This is a genomic window from Streptomyces sp. NPDC056600, from assembly GCF_042792855.1.
Classification (GTDB): domain Bacteria; phylum Actinomycetota; class Actinomycetes; order Streptomycetales; family Streptomycetaceae; genus Streptomyces.
In genome coordinates this window covers 1-20,023 of the sequence record NZ_JBHTVQ010000010.1, presented here as the reverse complement: position 1 = coordinate 20,023, position 20,023 = coordinate 1, and the positions used below count along the sequence as shown (strand labels likewise).

Sequence of the window (20,023 nt, the reverse complement as noted above, 5' to 3'; positions counted from 1 at the left end):
GTCGCGGCCGCGAGGGCGCGGTGACGCGGCCGGCCACGCCGCTGTTCGGCGGCGCGTCCGGGGCGTGGCGTCAGGCTTCCGGTCCGGTGTGCGGGTCGGTCTCCGCACCGTCCTCCCCGGCCGTGGCCGTGGCCGATCGGCCGCCCGCACCGTCCTCCACGGCCGTGTCCGCGTCCGTGGCCGTGGTCGCCGCCGATCGGTCGCCCGCGCTGTCGCCCCCGTCGGCCTGGTCGGCCGCGCTGTCGTCCCCGTCGGCCGTGTCGGCCGTGTCGGCCGTGTCGCCCGCGTCGCCCGCGTCGCCCTCGGCCGGCGCTCCGCGGAGCAGTTCGCCCAGCAGCCGTACGGCGCCCCGCTTGTGCAGCGGTTCGTTCCCGTTGCCGCACTTGGGGGACTGGATGCAGGACGGGCACCCCGCCTCGCACTCGCAGGACCCGATCGCCTCGCGGGTCGCCCGCAGCCACTCCCGCGCCGTGTGGAAGGCCCGCTCGGCGAACCCGGCACCGCCGGGGTGGCCGTCGTAGACGAACACGGTGGGCAGCAGCGTGTCGGGGTGCAGCGGGACCGAGACGCCGCCGATGTCCCAGCGGTCGCAGGTGGCGAACAGCGGCAGCATGCCGATGGAGGCGTGTTCGGCGGCGTGCAGGGACCCGCCGAGGATCTCGGGCGTGATGCGCGCCGCGTCCAGCTGGTCCTCCGTCACGGTCCACCAGACGGCGCGGGTCCGCAGCGTGCGGGGCGGCAGGTCCAGCTTGGTCTCGCCCAGCACCTCTCCGGTGATCAGACGGCGCCGCAGGTAGGAGACCACCTGGTTGGTGACCTCCACCGATCCGAAGCACAGGCGGCCGTCGCCCCAGGGGATCTCGGTGTCGGTGGAGAGGACGGAGATCGCCGTGGTGTCCCGGGCGACCGTCGTGTACGGCGGGTCGGCCCTCTCGACCAGGGCGACGGACGTCTCCAGGTCGAGCTCGCGGACCAGGTAGGTGAGCCCTCGGTGGAGGTGGACCGCGCCCTCGTGGACCGCCGTGTGAGCGGCCCCCGCGTCGACGGTGCCCAGGAGACGGCCGGTGTCCGCCTCCACCACCTGCACCGGCCGTCCGCCCGCGCCCCGGATGTCCGCGAGGTCAGCCGCCCGTTCCCGCCGGGTCCAGTGCCATGCCCGGGCGCGACGGCGCAACAACTGCGCCGCCTCCAGCTGAGGCATCAGGTCGCCGGTCGCCGGGCCGAAGAGGGCGAGGTCCTCGTCGGTCAGCGGAAGCTCGGCCGCCGCGGCACACAGGTGCGGGGCGAGCACGTACGGGTTGTCCGGGTCGAGGACGGTGGACTCCACAGGACGGTCGAACAGCGCCTCCGGATGGTGCACCAGGAACGTGTCCAGCGGATCGTCACGGGCCACCAGGACGGCCAGTGCGCCCTGGCCGGTCCGGCCCGCCCGGCCGGCCTGCTGCCAGAGGGAGGCCCTGGTGCCGGGGTAGCCGCAGATGACCACGGCGTCGAGGCCGGAGACGTCCACGCCGAGTTCCAGCGCGGTGGTCGCGGCGAGCCCCAGAAGCTCCCCGGAGTGGAGCGCGCGCTCCAGCGCGCGCCGTTCCTCGGGCAGATAGCCACCCCGGTAGGCCGCGACACGCCCGGCCAGAGAACGATCTTTTTCGGCCAGTCGCTCCTGCGTGATCACGGAGATCAGCTCCGCGCCGCGCCTCGACCGGACGAAGGCCACGGTGCGCACACCCTGGAGGGTGAGGGAGGTGAGCAGGTCGGCCGTCTCGGCGGTTGCGGTGCGGCGGACGGGCGCGCCCTTCTCACCCTGCAGATCGGTCAGCGGCGGCTCCCACAGCGCGAACACCAGTTCACCGCGGGGCGAGGCGTCGTCCGCGACCTCGATCACCGGCAGGCCGGTGAGCCGCCGGGCCGCCTCGGCCGGCTCCGCCGCGGTGGCGCTGGCCAGCAGGAACACCGGGAAGGACCCGTACCGGGCGCAGAGCCTGCGCAGCCGGCGCAGCACCTGGGCCACGTGCGAACCGAAGACTCCGCGGTAGGTGTGGCATTCGTCGATCACCACGTACCGCAGCGCCCGCAGGAAGGAGGACCAGCGGGGGTGGGAGGGGAGGACACCGCGGTGCAGCATGTCCGGATTGGTCAGCACGTAATTGGCGTACTGCCGCACCCACTCGCGTTCCTCGACCGGTGTGTCGCCGTCGTACACGGCCGGCCGGACCTTCGTTCCCAGCGGGCCGGCGAGTTCCTTCACGGCACGGTGCTGGTCGGCGGCGAGGGCCTTGGTGGGAGCCAGGTACAGGGCGGTGGCACCACGTCCGTTGGGCGCCTCCGCGCCGTCCAGGAGGGCGGAGAGGACGGGCACCAGATAGGCCAGCGACTTGCCCGACGCGGTTCCGGTGGCGACCACGACCGACTCGCCGTCCAGGGCGTGCTCGGCCACTCGTGCCTGGTGGGCCCAGGGGTGCTCGATGCCGCGCTCCCGGACCGCCGCCAGAACTTCTTCACGGATCTCGTGCGGCCAGACGGCATGCCGACCCTCCCGAGGGGGCAGGTGCTCCGTATGAGTGATGCGCGCAGCACGATCCTGGCCCCCGGCGAGCCGGTCCAGAATCGTGCCCGGCGAGGGGCGGGAAGCAGTGTCCGTCCGGGTTCGACCGGATCGGTGATTCTCAGCCATCGGCACCGAGTGTGTCACCGGCTGGAAGGACAATGGACCCAAGGCGTCGTGCGCGCCTGCCGGTAAGTGATTGAATGCCATCGCGGCTGGCGAACAGTCCCGGGGATTCCGCCAGGTGTCCCGAGGGGCGACCGCTCGATAGCAAGGTGCTGGAGGATCCGTGGACCTGTCCCTGTCGACCCGTACCGTCGGCGATCGCACGGTCGTCGAGGTCGGTGGCGAAATCGACGTATATACCGCGCCCAAGCTGCGCGAGCAGCTGGTCGAGCTGGTGAACGACGGGAGCTTCCACCTCGTCGTCGACATGGAGGGCGTGGACTTCCTCGACTCCACCGGACTCGGCGTGCTGGTCGGCGGCCTGAAGCGGGTGCGCGCCCATGAGGGCTCGCTCCGTCTGGTGTGCAACCAGGAGCGCATTCTGAAGATTTTCCGGATCACCGGCCTGACCAAGGTCTTCCCGATCCACACGTCGGTCGAGGAAGCGGTCGCGGCCACCGACTGACAAGTGCCGCCCCGGGCCTCGGCCCGGGGCGGACGTCATCGGGAGGGTGAGCCGTCACCTCGGCATGCCCTCCGGACAGCAGGACCGTAGTTCCGAGGGGGATGTGCATGGCCACCGTTGAACTCCTCATCAGCCCGCTTCCGGCGCACGTCCGGACGGCCAGGCTGGTGGCGGCCGCGGTGGCGCGCCGGGCCGGAGTGGACGAGGCGGTCCTCGACGAGGTGCGTCTCGCCGTCGGCGAGGCGTGTTCCCGTGCGGTCGGTCTTCACCGGGGCAGCGGCCTCGGCTCGCCGGTGCGCATCGCGCTGACCGACGAGGAAAAACTCTTCTCCATCGAGGTGGCCGACGACGCGCCCCGATCGGCGTCCGCCGACGCGGTGCCCGGGGATTCCCCCGCCGCGCTCGACACGGCGGAGACCGAGGAGGACCAGATGGGCCTCGCGGTGATCTCCGGCCTGGTGGACGACCTCGAGGTCAGTGCGGGTGCCGGGGGCGGCCTGATCCGCATGACCTGGCCCACCGCCCGCGCCTGACATCCGTCAGCGTCGCGGCTCCTTCACGCGCCGCTCCCTGCCCTTCCTGCCCGAGTCCTCCCTGATGTGCGCCTTCGGCCCGTTCGTGTGACGCTGCTCTGAAGAGCGTGGCGGCCCTTGGGCCTCCGCTTCGCGCTCGGTCCAGGCGTCGAGGAGGACGAATGGCGGGGCTTTCCCCCGTATCCGGCCAGGCGCACCTCGCCGTGGTGCTCACCGACGGGAACCGGATCGTGGTGGCCGTGATCGCCGTGGTGGCGCTGGCCGCGCTCGCGGTGGCCGGCGTGCTGGTCCGCCAGGTGCTCGCGGCAGGCGAGGGCACCGAGAGCATGCGGCAGATCGCCGCGGCGGTGCAGGAAGGCGCGCGGGCCTATCTGGCCCGCCAGTTGCGCACCCTGGCCGTCTTCGCCGTCGTGGTCTTCCTGCTGCTGCTCCTGCTGCCCGCCGACGACTGGGGCCAGCGCATCGGCCGGTCCGTCTTCTTCCTGATCGGGGCGGTCTTCTCGGCCGCCACCGGTTACACCGGCATGTGGCTGGCCGTCCGCACCAACGTCCGGGTCGCGGCGGCCGCGCGGGACGCCGCCGACGAGGCGTCCACGCCGGGCGCCACGCGGACGGCGATGCGCATCGCGTTCCGGACCGGCGGCGTGGTCGGCATGTTCACCGTGGGCCTCGGCCTGCTCGGGGCCTCCTGCGTGGTGCTGGTGTACGCCGCGGACGCGCCGAAGGTCCTCGAAGGCTTCGGCCTGGGCGCCGCGCTGATCGCCATGTTCATGCGCGTCGGCGGTGGCATCTTCACCAAGGCCGCCGACGTCGGCGCCGACCTGGTCGGGAAGATCGAGAAGGGCATCCCGGAGGACGACCCGCGCAACGCCGCCACCATCGCCGACAACGTCGGGGACAACGTGGGGGACTGCGCGGGCATGGCGGCCGACCTCTTCGAGTCCTACGCGGTGACGCTGGTCGCCGCGCTGATCCTGGGCATGGCGGCGTTCGGCGACGCGGGGCTCGCGTTTCCCCTGATGGTTCCGGCGATCGGTGTGGTCACGGCGGTGATCGGCATCCTCGCGGTGGCCCCCCGTCGAGCCGACCGCAGCGGCATGAGCGCCATCAACCGCGGCTTCTTCGTCTCCGCGGCCGTCTCCCTGGCCCTGGTGGCCGTCGCCGGGTTCGTCTACCTGCCCTCCACCTACGCGGAACTGGACGGGGTGACCGACCCGGCGGTCGCCGGCCGTTCGGGGGACCCGCGGGTGCTGGCGCTGGTCGCGGTGGCCATCGGCATCGTGCTCGCCGCACTGATCCAGCAGCTGACCGGTTATTTCACCGAGACCGGCCGGCGCCCGGTGAGGGACATCGGCCGGACCTCGCTCACCGGGCCGGCCACCGTGATCCTGGCCGGTGTCGCGATGGGGCTGGAATCGGCCGTCTACACCGCCCTGCTGATCGCCCTCGGGGTGTACGGGGCCTTCCTGCTGGGCGGCGCCTCGGTGATGCTCGCGCTGTTCGCGGTGGCCCTCGCGGGCACCGGCCTGCTGACCACCGTCGGCGTGATCGTCGCCATGGACACCTTCGGCCCGGTCTCCGACAACGCCCAGGGCATCGCCGAGATGTCCGGTGACGTGGAGGGCCCGGGCGCCCAGGTGCTGACCGACCTCGACGCGGTGGGCAACACCACCAAGGCGATCACCAAGGGCATCGCCATCGCCACCGCGGTGCTCGCGGCGGCGGCGCTCTTCGGTTCCTACCGGGACGCCGTGCTCGCTGGTGCGCGTGAGGTGGGGGAAAGGATCTCCGGCCCCGGCGCACCGCTGACGCTGATCACGGACATCACCCAGCCCAACAACCTGGTCGGGCTGATCATGGGCGCCGCGGTGGTCTTCCTCTTCGCCGGACTTGCCGTCAACGCGGTGTCGCGGTCGGCGGGCGCGGTCGTCCACGAGGTCCGCCGCCAGTTCCGGGAGCACCCCGGGATCATGGACCGCACCGAGAAGCCGGAGTACGGGCGGGTCGTCGACATCTGCACCCGGGACGCCCTGCGCGAGCTGACCACGCCCGGCCTGCTGGCCGTGACCGCGCCCATCGCCGTCGGCTTCACGCTCGGGGTCGGCGCGCTCGCCTCCTTCCTGGCCGGGGCCATCGGCGCCGGAACCCTGATGGCGGTGTTCCTCGCCAACTCCGGCGGAGCCTGGGACAACGCGAAGAAGCTGGTGGAGGACGGTCACTTCGGCGGCAAGGGCAGCGAGGCCCACGAGGCCACCGTCATCGGCGACACCGTGGGCGACCCGTTCAAGGACACCGCGGGTCCCGCCATCAACCCGCTGCTGAAGGTGATGAACCTGGTGGCGCTGCTGATCGCGCCCGCGGTGATCCAGCTCGGCTACGGCTCGGGTGCAAGCCCGGGCCTGCGGGCGCTGGTCGCGGTGCTCGCGCTGGTCGTCGTCGTGGCCGCCGTGTGGGTCTCCCGGCGCAGGGGGATCGCCATGGGCGACCCGGACGAGGCGCGGGCGCCGGTCGGGCGCTGACGGATCGTTCAGGCGTGCCGGCTGGACGCAGGCCCTCGGGCCCCTGCGTCTCCACCGTGTCTCCACCGCGTCTCAACGAGCACTTGTGCCCTTCTTGTGTGCGAACTTGCACAACAGCGGCCGTGAATCTTCTCTCGCTGATGCAAAAGGATTCAATCAGCCATAAATCGGATGCTCGGACTCCGTGTGGCCCTCCCCCGACGTGTATGTTCCGGGGCCGAGAGCGACGGAAGGGACCGACCCGGTGAAGAAGAAGCTCGCGACCGTCCTGGCCGGCGGTGCGGCACTGATGCTGGCGCTGTCCGGTTGCGGCGACGACAACAGCGAAGAGCTCAACGCCTGGGCCAAGAAGGTCTGTGACGGTGTGCAGCCTCAGGCCAAGAAGATCCAGGCGGCCAACGCCTCGATCCAGGAGGACAGTTCCGACAAGGCGCCGCCCAAGGACGTCAAGGAGACCGACTCCAAGGCCTTCCAGGACATCTCCGACGCCTACCGGAAGATCGGCTCCGTGATCGACCGTGCCGGTCCGCCGGCGGTGGAGAACGGTGAGAAGAAGCAGAAGGACGCGGTGAAGGAGCTCAACTCCATCGCCGATTCCTACGCCGACCTGAAGAAGCAGGTCGACAAGCTCAAGACCGACGACCAGGCCGAGTTCGCCGACGGGCTCAAGGAGGTCGGCGCCGAGCTGCAGAAGCTCAGCGGCAGCGGCAGCGACGCCCTGAAGCGGCTGGAGGAGGGCGAGGTCGGCGAGGCCATGCGCCAGCAGCCCACCTGCGAGGCCGGAGGCGGCGCCGGGTCGAAGTCCGACGCCTGACCCGCTGCCGCACCCCGGGTCGCCGATCGCCGATCGCCGATCGCCGATCGCCGATCGCCGATCGCCGATCGCCGGTGCTCCGGTTCCCTGTGGATCCGTGAGCCCGACCCATCCGGGGGGCTCACTCGGGAGGGTGACGCGATGTCGGGCGGACGCCGCCCTGTCCACAGATGACACCAGCGGCCTCCTCTTCCGCCCCTCCGTCGTCCACAGGCGGGCGTGCCGGTCGGGCCCGAGCGGTGACAATGGGACGGTGAGCAACGCCAGCCAGTCACCCCAGCCCTCGGACACGAGGCCCTCGGCCCTGTCCGCCCTGCCGGCCGCCGACCGTCCCGACACCACGGCGCGTCTTCGGGAAGCCCTCCTCGCGGCGGACTTCACCGCCGACGGGCTGCTCGAGCTGCTCGGCGCCCCGGCCTACGCGGCGCTGGCGCGGGCCGAGACCGTCCCCGCGCTGCGCGCCACGCGCGGCGACTCGGCGCTGCGGATACTGGTCCGCCTGTTCCTCCTCCAGCAGCCCGTCGCGGGCGGGCGGGCGGCCGAGGTGCTGCCGCTGGAGGACTGCCTGGACGCCGGATGGCTGCGGCCGGCCGGTGGCGACGAGGTCGCCGCCACCGTGGACGTGCGGCCGTACGGCGGGCCGGACGGCGAGGACTGGTTCATCGTGTCCGACCTCGGCTGTGCCGTGGGCGGGGCCGGTGGCATCGGCAGCAAGGAGGAGGGCGTGGTCCTCGGCGTGGGCGGCGCCTCCACGACCCTGGCCGGTGTCACCGTGCGCACCCCGGTCGCCACCGCCCTCGACCTCGGCACCGGTTCCGGGATCCAGGCACTCCACGCGACCGGGCACGCCACCCGGGTGACGGCCACCGACCTCAACCCGCGCGCCCTGCACGTGACCGCGCTGACCCTCGCGCTCTCGGGAGCGCCGGCTGCCGAGCTGTACGAGGGCTCGCTCTTCGAGCCGCTGCCTGAGCAGGACAGATACGACCTGATCGTCTCCAATCCGCCGTTCGTGATCTCCCCGGGAGCCCGCCTCACCTACCGGGACGGCGGAATGAGCGGCGACGACCTCTGCCGCACCCTGGTCCAGCAGTCCGGCCCCCGGCTGAACGAGGGCGGTTTCGCGCAGTTCCTCGCCAACTGGGAGCACGTCGACGGGGAGGACTGGCAGAGTCGGCTGGCCTCCTGGGTGCCGTGGGGATGCGACGCCTGGATCGTCCAGCGTGAGGTGCAGGACGTCACGCAGTACGCCGAGCTGTGGCTGCGCGACGCCGGGGACCACCAGGGCGATCTCGCCGAGTACCAGGCCCGGTACGACGCCTGGCTCGACGAGTTCGAGGCCCGTGACGTGCGGTCGGTCGGCTTCGGCTGGATCACCCTGCGCCGGAGCGCGGCGGCCGAGGCCGACCCGTCGGTCACCGTCGAGGAGTGGCCGCACCCGATCGAGCAGCCGCTCGGCGAGACGGTGCGGGCCCACTTCGACCGGGTGGACTACCTGCGGAGCAACGACGACGCGGCACTGCTGGAGGCGCACTTCCGGCTGGCCGGCGAAGTGCTGCAGGAGCAGGTCGGGCTGCCCGGGGCCGAGGACCCCGAGCACGTGGTGCTCCGCCAGAACCGCGGCATGCGCCGGGCCGCCCAGGTGGACACCGTGGGCGCCGGATTCGCCGGCGTCTGTGACGGATCGCTCAGTGCGGGCCGGATCCTGGACGCCATCGCCCAGCTCATGGGGGAGGACCCGGTGCTCCTGCGGGACCGCACGCCCGCGCAGATCCGGCTGCTGATCGAGCAGGGATTCCTCGAGCCGGCCTCCTGACCGGCGCGGCGTGACGCCGGTTCCCGGGCGGCATGGTGTTTGAGGCGCGGCCCGCGGGGGACGCCGGATCCGTGCGCCGCCGCAGGCCAGGAGGACGGGTGGCGCGTGCCGCCCGGCCGCTTACCGGTCCGGCTCGGGAGTCCGGGCGGCAGGAATGACGGTAGTCGGGTTACCGTTCGAGTGGCCGTTGCGGGCTTTTCCCGTTTGACACGGGGGCGGCATGTACCGTCACACTCCGCAGCGTCACATGACCCGAACCCGGGGTGCCGGAGCACCTCGGGGAAGACCCCGCGTCGACCGGAGAGAAGAGCAGAAGTTGTCCCCGACCAGCGAGACCGCACAGGGCGGCCGCCGACTCGTCATCGTCGAGTCGCCTGCCAAGGCGAAGACGATCAAGGGCTATCTGGGCCCTGGCTACATCGTCGAGGCGAGCGTCGGGCACATCCGCGACCTTCCCAACGGCGCCGCGGAGGTGCCCGAGAAGTACACCGGCGAGGTCCGGCGCCTCGGGGTGGACGTCGATCACGACTTCCAGCCCGTCTACGTCGTCAACGCCGACAAGAAGGCCCAGGTCAAGAAGCTCAAGGACCTCCTGCGGGAGTCCGACGAGCTCTTCCTCGCCACCGATGAGGACCGCGAGGGCGAGGCCATCGCCTGGCACCTGCAGGAAGTGCTCAAGCCCAAGGTCCCGGTCAAGCGGATGGTCTTCCACGAGATCACCAAGGACGCCATCCAGCAGGCCGTGCGCAACCCGCGCGAGCTGAACAAGAAGCTGGTCGACGCCCAGGAGACCCGCCGCATCCTGGACCGCCTCTACGGCTACGAGGTCTCCCCCGTGCTGTGGAAGAAGGTCATGCCGCGCCTGTCGGCCGGCCGCGTGCAGTCGGTGGCGACGCGCCTGGTCGTCGAGCGTGAGCGCGAGCGCATCGCCTTCCGCTCCGCCGAGTACTGGGACCTCACCGGCACCTTCGCCCAGGCTTCCGGCGCGGCCGGACCCTCGGACTCGTCCGACCCCTCCTCGCTGGTCGCCCGCCTCGCCGCGGTCGACGGCCTGCGGGTCGCCCAGGGCCGCGACTTCGACTCCCGGGGTCAGGCCAGGACGGCGAACGTCCTCCACCTCGACGAGGCGAACGCCCGTGCCCTGGCGGCGGCGCTGGAGAACACGCGCTTCCAGGTCCGCTCGGTCGAGTCCAAGCCCTACCGCCGCTCGCCGTACGCCCCGTTCCGGACGACGACGCTGCAGCAGGAGGCCAGCCGCAAGCTCGGCTTCGGCGCCAAGGCGACCATGCAGATCGCCCAGAAGCTGTACGAGAACGGCTTCATCACCTACATGCGTACGGACTCCACCACGCTGTCGGAGACCGCGGTCGCCGCCGCCCGCGCGCAGGTCACCCAGCTGTACGGCGCCCAGTACCTGCCGGACAAGCCGCGCACCTACGCCGGCAAGGTCAAGAACGCGCAGGAAGCGCACGAGGCGATCCGCCCTTCCGGCGACCGCTTCCGCACCCCTGCCGAGACCGGTCTCACCGGCGACCAGTTCCGGCTCTACGAGCTGATCTGGAAGCGCACCGTCGCCTCCCAGATGAAGGACGCGACCGGCAACTCCGTCACCGTCCGGATCGGCGGCGCCGCCTCCGACGGCCGCGACGCCGAGTTCAGCGCCTCCGGCAAGACCATCACCTTCCACGGCTTCATGAAGGCCTACGTGGAGGGCGCCGACGACCCCAACGCCGAGCTCGACGACCGTGAGCGCCGGCTGCCGCAGGTCTCCGAGGGCGACCCGCTGAGCGCCGAGCAGATCACCGCCGACGGCCACTCGACCAAGCCGCCCGCCCGCTACACCGAGGCGTCGCTGGTCAAGGAGCTGGAGGAGCGCGAGATCGGCCGTCCGTCGACCTACGCGTCGATCATCGGCACCATCCTCGACCGCGGCTACGTCTTCAAGAAGGGCACGGCCCTGGTGCCGTCCTTCCTGTCCTTCGCCGTGGTCAACCTGCTGGAGAAGCACTTCGGCCGCCTCGTCGACTACGACTTCACCGCCCGCATGGAGGACGACCTCGACCGCATCGCGCGCGGCGAGGCGGAGTCGGTGCCGTGGCTGCGGCGCTTCTACTTCGGCGAGACCGGCGGGACGGCCGGCGGCAGCGGGGCGGCGGACGCGGGCAACGGGGACGGCGACCACCTCGGCGGGCTCAAGGAGCTCGTCACCGACCTCGGTGCCATCGACGCCCGCGAGGTCTCCTCGTTCCCCGTCGGCGAAGGCATCGTGCTGCGGGTGGGCCGCTACGGCCCGTACGTCGAGCGCGGTGAGAAGGACGCCGAGGGCCACCAGCGCGCGGACGTCCCCGAGGACCTCGCGCCGGACGAGCTCACCGTCGAGCTGGCCGAGGAACTGCTCGCCCAGCCCAGCGGGGACCGCGACCTGGGTCAGGACCCGGAGACGGGCCGCCCCATCGTCGCCAAGGCCGGCCGGTACGGCCCCTACGTCACCGAGGTGCTCCCCGAGGACACTCCGAAGACCGGCAAGAACGCGGTCAAGCCGCGCACGGCGTCGCTCTTCAAGACGATGACCCTGGACACGGTCACCCTGGACGACGCGCTCAAGCTGATGTCGCTGCCCCGTGTGGTCGGCGCCGACGCCGAGGGCGTGGAGATCACCGCGCAGAACGGCCGCTACGGCCCGTACCTGAAGAAGGGGACGGACTCGCGGAGCCTCCAGGCGGAGGACCAGCTCTTCACCATCACGCTGGAGGAGGCGCTGGCGATCTACGCCCAGCCCAAGCAGCGTGGACGGGCCGCGGCCAAGCCCCCGCTGAAGGAGCTGGGCGACGACCCGGTCAGCGGCAAGCCGGCCGTGATCAAGGACGGCCGCTTCGGTCCCTACGTCACCGACGGCGAGACCAACGCGACCCTCCGCTCCGGCGACAGCGTCGAGACGATCACACCGGAGCGCGGGTTCGAGCTGCTCGCCGAGAAGCGGGCCAAGGCCCCCGCCAAGAAGACGGCGAAGAAGACCGCCAAGAAGACCACGGCGAAGAAGGCGGCCACCAAGACGGCCACCAAGACCGCCGCGAAGAAGACGGCGGCCAAGAAGACCACCACCTCCGCGGCCAGGAAGACGGCGGCGAAGAAGACCACGGCGTCCACCGCCTCGAAGAAGACGGCGGCAGAACCGCCCCTCGAGGACTGACCCGCCCGGGACCGGGAATCGAGGGAACTGGGCGGACGGCGCAGAGCCGTCGACGCCCGGTACCCCCGATAGAACCCCCGGACCCGACCGACCATGCCGGCCCGGGGCCCGGTTTCCGCACGTGCGCGCGACGCCGCACGCGTTCGGAGGCCGGGCCCGTGGCGTCGGCGCGTCCCGATAGGCTGAACGCATGACGCGAGCCGAGCAGACAACGGCCCACTCCCCGGACCCCGACGACGCCCTGGTCGCAGATTCACGCGAACGGGCCGTGCGGTCCCTGCTGGGCAGGCCGCAGCTGAAGCGACTGTGGAGCGCCCACCTCGTCTCCGGAACCGGTGACCTCCTGGCCCTGCTGGTCCTGGTGCTGCTGGCACTCCAGGCGGCGGTCTCCGAGAGCACCTTCGGCGGCGGATCCCGCGGTGTCGCCCTCACGGTCGCCTGCGTGCTGGGCGCACGCGTGCTGTCGACCCTCCTCTTCGGCGCCGTTCTGCTGGGACCGCTCACCGCTCTGACCGCGGCCGAGGGGCCGCTGGACCGGCGCTGGACCATGGTCGGCGCCGACGGCTTCCGCCTGGTCCTGCTGATCCTGGCCCCGCTGTGGATCGACTGGACCCCCGGCGGCGCGGTGGCCGCGCTGATGGTGACGGTCTTCCTGACCGGCGTGGCCGAGCGGCTGTGGACGATCTGCCGCGCCTCCGCCGCCCCCGCGCTGCTGCCGCCCCCGCCCCCGGAGGGCGCCAGCATCCGGCCGCTGCCGGACCACCAGGACGCCCTGCGCCGTCTCTCGCTGCGCACCACCGTCGGCGCCCTGCCGCTGGCCGCCGCGGCGCTGGTGCTCGCCACGCTGATCAGCAACCTGCTCGGCGCCGGCCTCGACTGGTTCGCCCAGCACCAGGCCGCGCTCGCCTCGTTCGTCGCGGCCGGGCTGTTCGCCGCGTCGGTCTCGGTCCTGGTCCAGCTGGAGCTGCCCACCACCCGCACTCCGCGGGCCCGCTCACCGCTGGAGGGCCTGCGCCGCCCGCGGAGCGGCTCCGGCCCCGACAAGGGCCGCACCGGCGCCATCCCGCTGCTGATCGTCGCCTGCGCCTCGGTCGCCGCCGCGATCGCCGCCTCGGTGGCCGTCGCCGTGCTGCACGCCATAGACCTGGGGGGCGGCCCGGTCGCCTACGGCCTGCTGGTTCTCGCCCTCACCGGGGGCACCGTGGCCGGTGTGCGCCTCGCCCCCAAGGTGCTGCCCGCGCTCTCCCGTCGCCGTCTGCTGGCCCTCGCCCTGACCTTCACCGGCATCGCGCTGCTGGCCACCGGCCTCGTCCCCGACATGGCGACCATGCTGCTGACCGCCGCCCTCGCCGGCGTCGGCGCGGGCATCGCCGCCAACACCGGGCACACCCTGCTCGACCAGGAGACCGAGGAGTACCGCCGCCCACGGCTCACCGACCACCTGCACGCCGTGGTCCGCGCCACCATCGGCCTGGCCGCCGTCGCCGCCCCGCTGCTGGCCGCGGCGATCGGCCCGCACCGGATGGAGAGCGGCAAGTTCGTCTTCGCGCACGGCTGCGCCTCGTTCGTCCTCATGCTGGTCGGCGCGCTGCTGCTGCCGGTCGCCGCGCTGGTGCTGGCCAAGACCGACGACCGGTCCGGCATCCCGCTCCGCCACGACCTCCGCGACGCCGTCCGCGGTGACGAGCCCACCGCCGCGCCGGCGGTGAACGGTTTCTTCATCGCCCTGGAGGGCGGCGACGGAGCCGGCAAGTCCACCCAGGCCGAGGCGCTCGCCGAGTGGATCCGCGCCAAGGGCCACGAGGTGGTGCTCACCCGTGAGCCGGGCGCCACTCCGGTCGGCAAGCGGCTGCGCTCGATCCTGCTGGACGTCTCCAGCGCCGGGCTCTCGCACCGCGCCGAGGCGCTGCTGTACGCCGCCGACCGTGCCGAGCACGTCGACACCGTGGTCCGTCCCGCGCTGGAGCGCGGCGCCGTGGTCATCTCCGACCGCTACATCGACTCGTCCGTCGCCTACCAGGGCGCCGGCCGCGACCTGTCGCCCGCCGAGGTCGCCCGCATCTCCCGCTGGGCGACCAACGGGCTGGTCCCGCACCTGACGGTGCTGCTCGACGTGTCCCCCGAGACCGCCCGCGAGCGCTTCACCGAGGCCCCCGACCGGCTGGAGTCGGAGCCCGCCGAGTTCCACGCCCGGGTGCGGTCCGGCTTCCTCACGCTGGCCGCGAGCGACCCGGGGCGCTACCTCGTCGTCGACGCCGGCCAGGAGCCGGAGGCGGTCACCACGGTCGTCCGGCACCGTCTCGACCAGATGCTGCCGCTCTCCGAGGCCGAGAAGAAGGCCCGTGAGGAGGCCCGTCGCAAGGCCGAGGAGGAGGCGCGGCGCAGGGCCGAGGAGGAGGCCGCCCGCAAGGCCGAGGAGGAGCGCCTGGAGCGTGAGCGTCAGGAGGAGCTCGCCCGCCTGCGCGCCGAGGAGGAGGAGCGTCAGCGCCGCGAGCTGGAGGAGGCGCGCCGCCGTGAGGCCGAGCGGCAGGCCGAGGAGGCCCGTCGCCGGGAGGCCGAGGCCCGCCGCAAGGCCGAGGAGGAGCGCGCCAGGCTGCTCGCCGAGGAGGAGGCCCGGGCCGCCGAGGAGGCCCGCCGCCGCGAGGAGGAGGTCGAGCGCCGCAACCGCGAGGCGGAGCAGGCCCGGCTGCGCGCCGAGGCCGAGGCCCGGCGGATGGAGAAGCAGCGGCAGGCCGAGGAGGCCCTGCTGCGCGCCGAGGAGGCCCGCCGCCTCGCGGAGGCCGCGGCGACGGCCGCCGAGGCCGCCAAGACCTCGCAGGCGGTGCGGATGTCCAAGGCGCCCGAGCCCGCACCGGCCCCGTCCCGCGACGAGGCCCGCGACGAGGCCCGTGAGGACGACCGGGGCCCGCAGGACCGCGTGAGCATGTCGAAGGCGCCGGACGACGAGGCGCTGACCGTGCCGACGCCGGTGGTCTCCCCGCAGGAGGAGACCACGGTGATCCCGCGGGTCGCCGAGAACGACGCGACGATGGAGATCCCCCAGGTGGGCCGGCCGGCCGACGAGACGGCGGTGCTGCCCCGGATCGAGCAGCCGGACCCGGACGTCACCCGGGAGATCCCGCGCGACGCGGACGTCACCCGTGAGCTGCCGCAGGTCGGCGCGGAGGGCGGTGCCAGGGACGGCCGCCGTCGCCCCGACTGGGCGGAGGAGACGCCGATGGACGACCTGCCCAGCCTCGCCGACGAGCTGCTCGGCCCGTACGACGAGCGTGACGGCGGCGACGGCAAGGGCCGTCGCGGCCGCCGTCGCTGACCCCCGCCCGCTCAGGTACGCCGCCTCGCCAGGTGCCCGACACCCGGCCGGGGCGGCGTACGCGTGCGGGCGGGTTGCCGCAGGCGAGGCGGCGCTCCTCCCGGGCGAGGGGCGAAGGGCGTGCGCAGGCGGAGGGGACGCCGCAGGCGAAGGGCGTGCGCAGGCGGAGGGGACACCGCAGGCGGGGGGCGTGCGCGGGCGGTGGGGCGCCGCGGCGGGCGCGGCCGTGGGCGCGGCCGGCGGGGAGACGGGAGGCCGCCCCCACCGGCCGGGCACCGGCTGTCCTAGCCGACCCGCACAATGGAGGCGGCGGTACGACGTGAACGAAAGGGCGGTGCCCGTGGCCGTATGGGACGACCTGGTGGGCCAGGAGCGGGTCATCGCCGAACTGGACGCCGCGGCGCGCGACGCCGACGCGCTGGTCACGGCCGCGAGCGAGGGCGCTCCGGCCCCTGCCGCGTCCAAGATGACGCACGCCTGGCTGTTCACCGGCCCGCCCGGCGCGGGACGGGAGGCGGCGGCCCGCGCCTTCGCCGCCGCGCTCCAGTGCGTCAGCCCGGACCGTGCTCTCGGCGGCGCCCCCGGCTGCGGCTTCTGCGACGGCTGCCACACGGCCCTCATCGGCACCCACGCCGACGTCTCCACCGTCGTCGCGACCGGCGCGCAGATCCTGGTCGACGACATGCGCGACACCGTGCGCAAGTCGTACACCGCCCCGGCGGGCGGCCGCTGGCAGGTGATCCTCGTCGAGGACGCCGAGCGGCTCAACGAGAAGTCGGCCAACGCCGTCCTCAAGGCGGTCGAGGAGCCGGCCTCGCGCACCGTCTGGATGCTCTGCGCGCCGTCCGTGGACGACGTGCTGCCCACCATCCGCTCCCGCTGCCGGCTGCTGACCCTGCGCACCCCGCCGGTCGAGGCCGTCGCCGACCTGCTGATCCGCCGCGACGGCATCGAGCCCGGCACCGCCCACGCGGTGGCCCGCGCCACCCAGGGCCACGTCGACCGCGCCCGCAGGCTGGCCGTGGACCCGGCGGCCCGCGAGCGCCGGGCCGCCGTGCTCAAGCTGCCGCTGCGGGTGGGCGACGTGGGCGGGGCGCTGCGCGCCGCGCAGGAGCTGGTGGACGCGGCGGCCGCCGACGCCAAGGTGCTGGCCGAGGAGCTGGACGTCAAGGAGACCGAGGAGCTCAAGGCGGCGCTCGGCGCGGCCCAGGGCGGCAGGCTCCCCCGGGGCACGGCCGGCGTGATGAAGGACCTCGAGGACAAGCAGAAGCGCCGCCGCACCCGCACCCAGCGCGACAGCCTGGACCTGGCGCTGACCGACCTGACCAACTTCTACCGCGACGTGCTCGCCCTCCAGCTCGGCACGCGGGTGGCGCTCGCCAACGCGGACGCCGAGGACGCGCTGCAGCGGCTGGCCCGGTCCGGGACCCCCGAGTCGACGCTGCGCCGGATAGAGGCGATCGGCGCCTGCGGCGAGGCACTCGACCGCAACGTGCCGCCGCTGCTGGCCGTCGAGGCGATGACCATGGCGCTGCGTGACGGTTAGCCCGTGCGGGCGACATCCATGGCACAGGGCGTGAGCATGGCTGCGGAGAGTTACCGTGGCCGGGTGGAGATCAGCCGCAGCTCTCGTTCCGTGCCCCGTCCCTGGCGGGCCGCGCGCCTGGCCGGAGCGGTCGTCACCGCCTCCGCACTCCTGCTGACGGCCTGCGCCGCGAAGCAGGAGCAGTCGGGCGACCCGGGCACCCGCCCCGCGCTCGCCGCCCTCCCCGCCGAGGTGGCGCCGCAACTGGCCCGCTTCTACGAGCAGAAGCCCTCCTGGCGTTCGTGCGGCGCGCCCGGGTTCCAGTGCGCGACGGTGCGCGCGCCGCTCGACTACGCGCGGCCGGAGGCCGGCGAGGTGCGGCTCGCGGTGTCGCGGACCAGGGCCACGGGGCCGGGCCGCAGGCTGGGCTCGCTGTTCGTCAATCCCGGAGGCCCGGGCGGCTCCGCCGTCGACTACCTGCAGGGCTACGCCGCGCTGGGTTACCCCGCCGAGGTCCGGGCCCGGTACGACATGGTCGCCGTCGACCCGCGCGGGGTCGCCCGCAGCGAGCCGGTCGACTGCCTCGACGGACCGCACATGGACGCCTACACCGGAACCGACTTCACCCCGGACGGGGGCGCCGAGGCGGACTCCCTGGTGGAGGCGTTCAAGACCTTCGCCGAGGGCTGCGGCGGCCGTTCCGCGAAGGTGCTGCGCCACGTCTCCACGGTGGAGACGGCCCGTGACATGGACGTGGTGCGGGCGGTGCTCGGCGACAAGGAGCTGCACTACGTCGGGGCCTCGTACGGCACCTTCCTGGGCGCCACGTACGCCGGCCTGTTCCCGTCGCGGGTGGGCCGCCTGGTGCTGGACGGCGCGATGGACCCGTCGCTGCCGGCCCGCCGGCTGAACCTGGACCAGACGGCCGGCTTCGAGACGGCCTTCCAGGCGTTCGCCCGCGACTGCGTGCGGCAGTCGGACTGTCCGATCGGCGGCCGGAAGGCCACCCCCGCCGGGGTGGGGCGGGGGCTGAAGGCGTTCTTCGAGAAGCTGGACGCCGAGCCGCTGAAGGCCGAGGACCCGGACGGACGCGAGCTGACGGAGTCGCTGGCCACCATCGGGGTGATCGCCGCCATGTACGACGAGGGCGCCTGGCCCCAGCTCCGGGAAGCGCTCGACTCCGCCCGCCGGGACAAGGACGGCACCCAGTTGCTGGCGCTCTCCGACAGCTACTACGAACGGGACACCGAGGGCCGGTACTCCAACCTGATGTTCGCCAACAGCGCGGTGAACTGCCTCGACCTGCCCGCGGCGTTCTCCTCGCCGGAGGAGGTGCGCGCGTCGCTGCGGGACTTCGAGAAGGCCTCGCCGGTCTTCGGCGAGACCATGGCCTGGTCCGCGCTGAACTGCGCCTACTGGCCCGTCGCCCCCACCGGCGAGGCCCGGCGCATCGAGGCCGAGGGCGCCGCCCCGATCCTGGTGGTCGGCACCACCCGTGACCCCGCCACCCCGTACGTCTGGGCCGAGGCCCTGGCCGGTCAGCTCTCCTCCGGCCGGCTCCTGACCCACGACGGCGACGGCCACACCGCCTACGGCCGCGGCAGCGACTGCGTCGACGCGGCGGTCGACGCCTATCTGCTCCGTGGCACCGTCCCCCCGGAGGGGAAGCGCTGCCTCTGACCTCCCGGAACGCCCTGTCGATCGCCGGTTCGGAGCACCCCTGGAAACTGTGTAGACTTACCGTCGTCGCCGGTCGCACCATGGTGCGGTCAGCACGTGCCGCTTTAGCTCAGATGGCCAGAGCAACGCACTCGTAATGCGTAGGTCTCGGGTTCGAATCCCGAAAGCGGCTCATCGATGAACCCGCCGGTCAACGGCGGTACACGTGAGGGCCCGGTCAAGATCATTTGACCGGGTCCTTTCGCGTTGTGCGCACCCTGCCGCAGGTGAGCGATCCACGTGCACCTACCTCCACGTCTGCGTCAGCCACGTCAGCGCCGTCGGCGGACGGCCCGGACCGTGCCGGGTAATCGGAGCTTGCAGCCGTACCCGGGCGGGTCAGCGGAGTGCGTCCTGGTCACTGAACTTGTCGCGGACGCCCGGGGGACGGTCCCGCTCGTAGCTTCTTTCCATGCGGCAGGTCGGTTGTGCCGTCCGGGGTTATCAGCGGTCCTAGTACGGAGGTCACGTGTCAGCGACACCAGAGCGCCCGGGTGACTGCGGGATCGCGGTGCTTGCCAGCAGGGTCGGCGCGGACGAGAAGAGGTTGTTCGACGCCTTCGACCGACGCGGGATCCCTTTCGAGCACGTGGATACCCGGCGTCAGTGGTTCGTGGCCGGTGAGCGTGGCCTGCCCTGGGATCTCGCGTTGAACCGGGAGATCGGTCAGGTCCGCGCGGTGTACGCGGCCCGCTGCCTCGCCGCGGCGGGGGTCGATGTGGTCAACAGCGCGGACGCCACCGAGGTGTGTGGTGACAAATGGCGTTCCACCGTGGCCTTGGAGGCGGCGGGGGTGCCGACCCCGCGTACCGCGCTCGCTCTCACGCCGCAGGCCGCGCTGGCCGCTCTGGACTCGATCGGGTATCCGGCTCTGATCAAGCCGCTGGTCGGTTCGTGGGGCCGGCTGGTCGTTCCTCTGCCTGACCGGGCCGGTGCGGAGGCCGTACTCGAGTACGTTGCCGCGCTGCCTGGCCCGCAGTCCCATCTCGGGTACGTGCAGGAGCTGATCGACAAGCCCGGCCGGGACATCCGGGTGATCGTGGTCGGTGGTCAGGTGCTGGGGGCCGTGTACCGGACGGGTGAGTCCCTGCGGACGAACGTGGCCCTTGGCGGGCAGGCCCGGCCCTGCGAGGTCACTCCGGAGATCGGCAAGCTCTCCGTCGCCGCGGCCACGGCCGTCGGCGCCGACATCGCCGGTGTCGATCTCATCGAGGACCGGGACGGCCGCCTGCTGGTCCTGGAGGTCAATCACCGGGTCGAGTTCTCCGGTTTTCAGTCCGCCCTCGCGGATCGGGTGGACGTCGCGGATCACATCGTGGGTCATCTGCTGGATCGGGTGCGGCGATGAAGGGGGTTTTCGCTGCGTCGGGGAGGGTGACCGAGACGTATGCGGCGGGGTTGCTCCGGGCGATGCTGGAGAT

The 20,023-nt window shown here is 72.9% G+C and carries 11 protein-coding genes and 1 tRNA gene; 11 read left to right on the top strand and 1 reads right to left on the bottom strand.

The annotated features are described in order from the left end of the window. Positions 1 to 70: 70 nt before the first annotated feature. Positions 71 to 2,752 (bottom strand): DEAD/DEAH box helicase, encoded by a 2,682-nt coding sequence (locus tag ACFRAV_RS07830; protein WP_382552541.1) that lies wholly within the window; start codon positions 2,750 to 2,752, stop codon positions 71 to 73. A 79-nt stretch (positions 2,753 to 2,831) separates the two neighbouring features. Between ACFRAV_RS07830 and bldG the strand changes: the two genes are divergently transcribed. From bldG to lysX, 11 genes are all read left to right on the top strand, one after another. Next, positions 2,832 to 3,173: an anti-sigma factor antagonist BldG gene (bldG, locus tag ACFRAV_RS07825; RefSeq protein WP_003975386.1), complete on the top strand. Its 342-nt coding sequence runs from the start codon at positions 2,832 to 2,834 to the stop codon at positions 3,171 to 3,173. A gap of 107 nt (positions 3,174 to 3,280) precedes the next feature. Next, positions 3,281 to 3,706: an ATP-binding protein gene (locus ACFRAV_RS07820; protein WP_382552539.1), complete on the top strand. Its 426-nt coding sequence runs from the start codon at positions 3,281 to 3,283 to the stop codon at positions 3,704 to 3,706. A 161-nt stretch (positions 3,707 to 3,867) separates the two neighbouring features. Then, positions 3,868 to 6,225 (top strand): sodium-translocating pyrophosphatase, encoded by a 2,358-nt coding sequence (locus tag ACFRAV_RS07815; protein ID WP_382552537.1) that lies wholly within the window; start codon positions 3,868 to 3,870, stop codon positions 6,223 to 6,225. Between the two features lie 244 nt (positions 6,226 to 6,469). Then, positions 6,470 to 7,039, top strand: coding sequence for a small secreted protein (locus tag ACFRAV_RS07810; RefSeq protein ID WP_382552536.1), 570 nt, complete (start codon positions 6,470 to 6,472; stop codon positions 7,037 to 7,039). Between the two features lie 253 nt (positions 7,040 to 7,292). Further along, on the top strand, positions 7,293 to 8,855 hold the full coding sequence (locus ACFRAV_RS07805; protein WP_382552534.1) for a methyltransferase: 1,563 nt from the start codon (positions 7,293 to 7,295) through the stop codon (positions 8,853 to 8,855). A gap of 316 nt (positions 8,856 to 9,171) precedes the next feature. Then, positions 9,172 to 12,045, top strand: coding sequence for a type I DNA topoisomerase (gene topA / locus ACFRAV_RS07800; RefSeq protein ID WP_382552533.1), 2,874 nt, complete (start codon positions 9,172 to 9,174; stop codon positions 12,043 to 12,045). A 190-nt stretch (positions 12,046 to 12,235) separates the two neighbouring features. Further along, a complete protein-coding gene (gene tmk / locus ACFRAV_RS07795; protein ID WP_382552531.1) occupies positions 12,236 to 15,358 on the top strand; it encodes a dTMP kinase in 3,123 nt (1,040 codons plus the stop codon). Positions 15,359 to 15,698: 340 nt separating this feature from the next. Beyond that, the gene (locus tag ACFRAV_RS07790) at positions 15,699 to 16,904 is read left to right on the top strand and encodes a DNA polymerase III subunit delta' (RefSeq protein WP_382552697.1); all 1,206 of its coding nucleotides are present in this window, start codon (positions 15,699 to 15,701) and stop codon (positions 16,902 to 16,904) included. A gap of 36 nt (positions 16,905 to 16,940) precedes the next feature. Then, the gene (locus tag ACFRAV_RS07785) at positions 16,941 to 18,563 is read left to right on the top strand and encodes an alpha/beta hydrolase (protein ID WP_382552530.1); all 1,623 of its coding nucleotides are present in this window, start codon (positions 16,941 to 16,943) and stop codon (positions 18,561 to 18,563) included. 98 nt (positions 18,564 to 18,661) lie between these two features. Beyond that, a tRNA-Thr gene (locus ACFRAV_RS07780) sits at positions 18,662 to 18,735 on the top strand. Positions 18,736 to 19,071: 336 nt separating this feature from the next. Next, a complete protein-coding gene (gene lysX, locus ACFRAV_RS07775; RefSeq protein WP_382552529.1) occupies positions 19,072 to 19,950 on the top strand; it encodes a lysine biosynthesis protein LysX in 879 nt (292 codons plus the stop codon). The last annotated feature ends 73 nt before the right edge of the window (positions 19,951 to 20,023 follow it).

Excerpts from the sequence above, each read along its gene's own strand:
- ACFRAV_RS07785 (WP_382552530.1), top strand. The coding sequence starts at position 16,941 with ATGGCTGCGGAGAGTTACCGTGGCCGGGTGGAGATCAGCCGCAGCTCT.
- ACFRAV_RS07815 (WP_382552537.1), top strand. The coding sequence starts at position 3,868 with ATGGCGGGGCTTTCCCCCGTATCCGGCCAGGCGCACCTCGCCGTGGTG.
- ACFRAV_RS07830 (WP_382552541.1), bottom strand. The coding sequence starts at position 2,752 with ATGGCATTCAATCACTTACCGGCAGGCGCGCACGACGCCTTGGGTCCA.
- ACFRAV_RS07820 (WP_382552539.1), top strand. The coding sequence starts at position 3,281 with ATGGCCACCGTTGAACTCCTCATCAGCCCGCTTCCGGCGCACGTCCGG.
- tmk (WP_382552531.1), top strand. The coding sequence starts at position 12,236 with ATGACGCGAGCCGAGCAGACAACGGCCCACTCCCCGGACCCCGACGAC.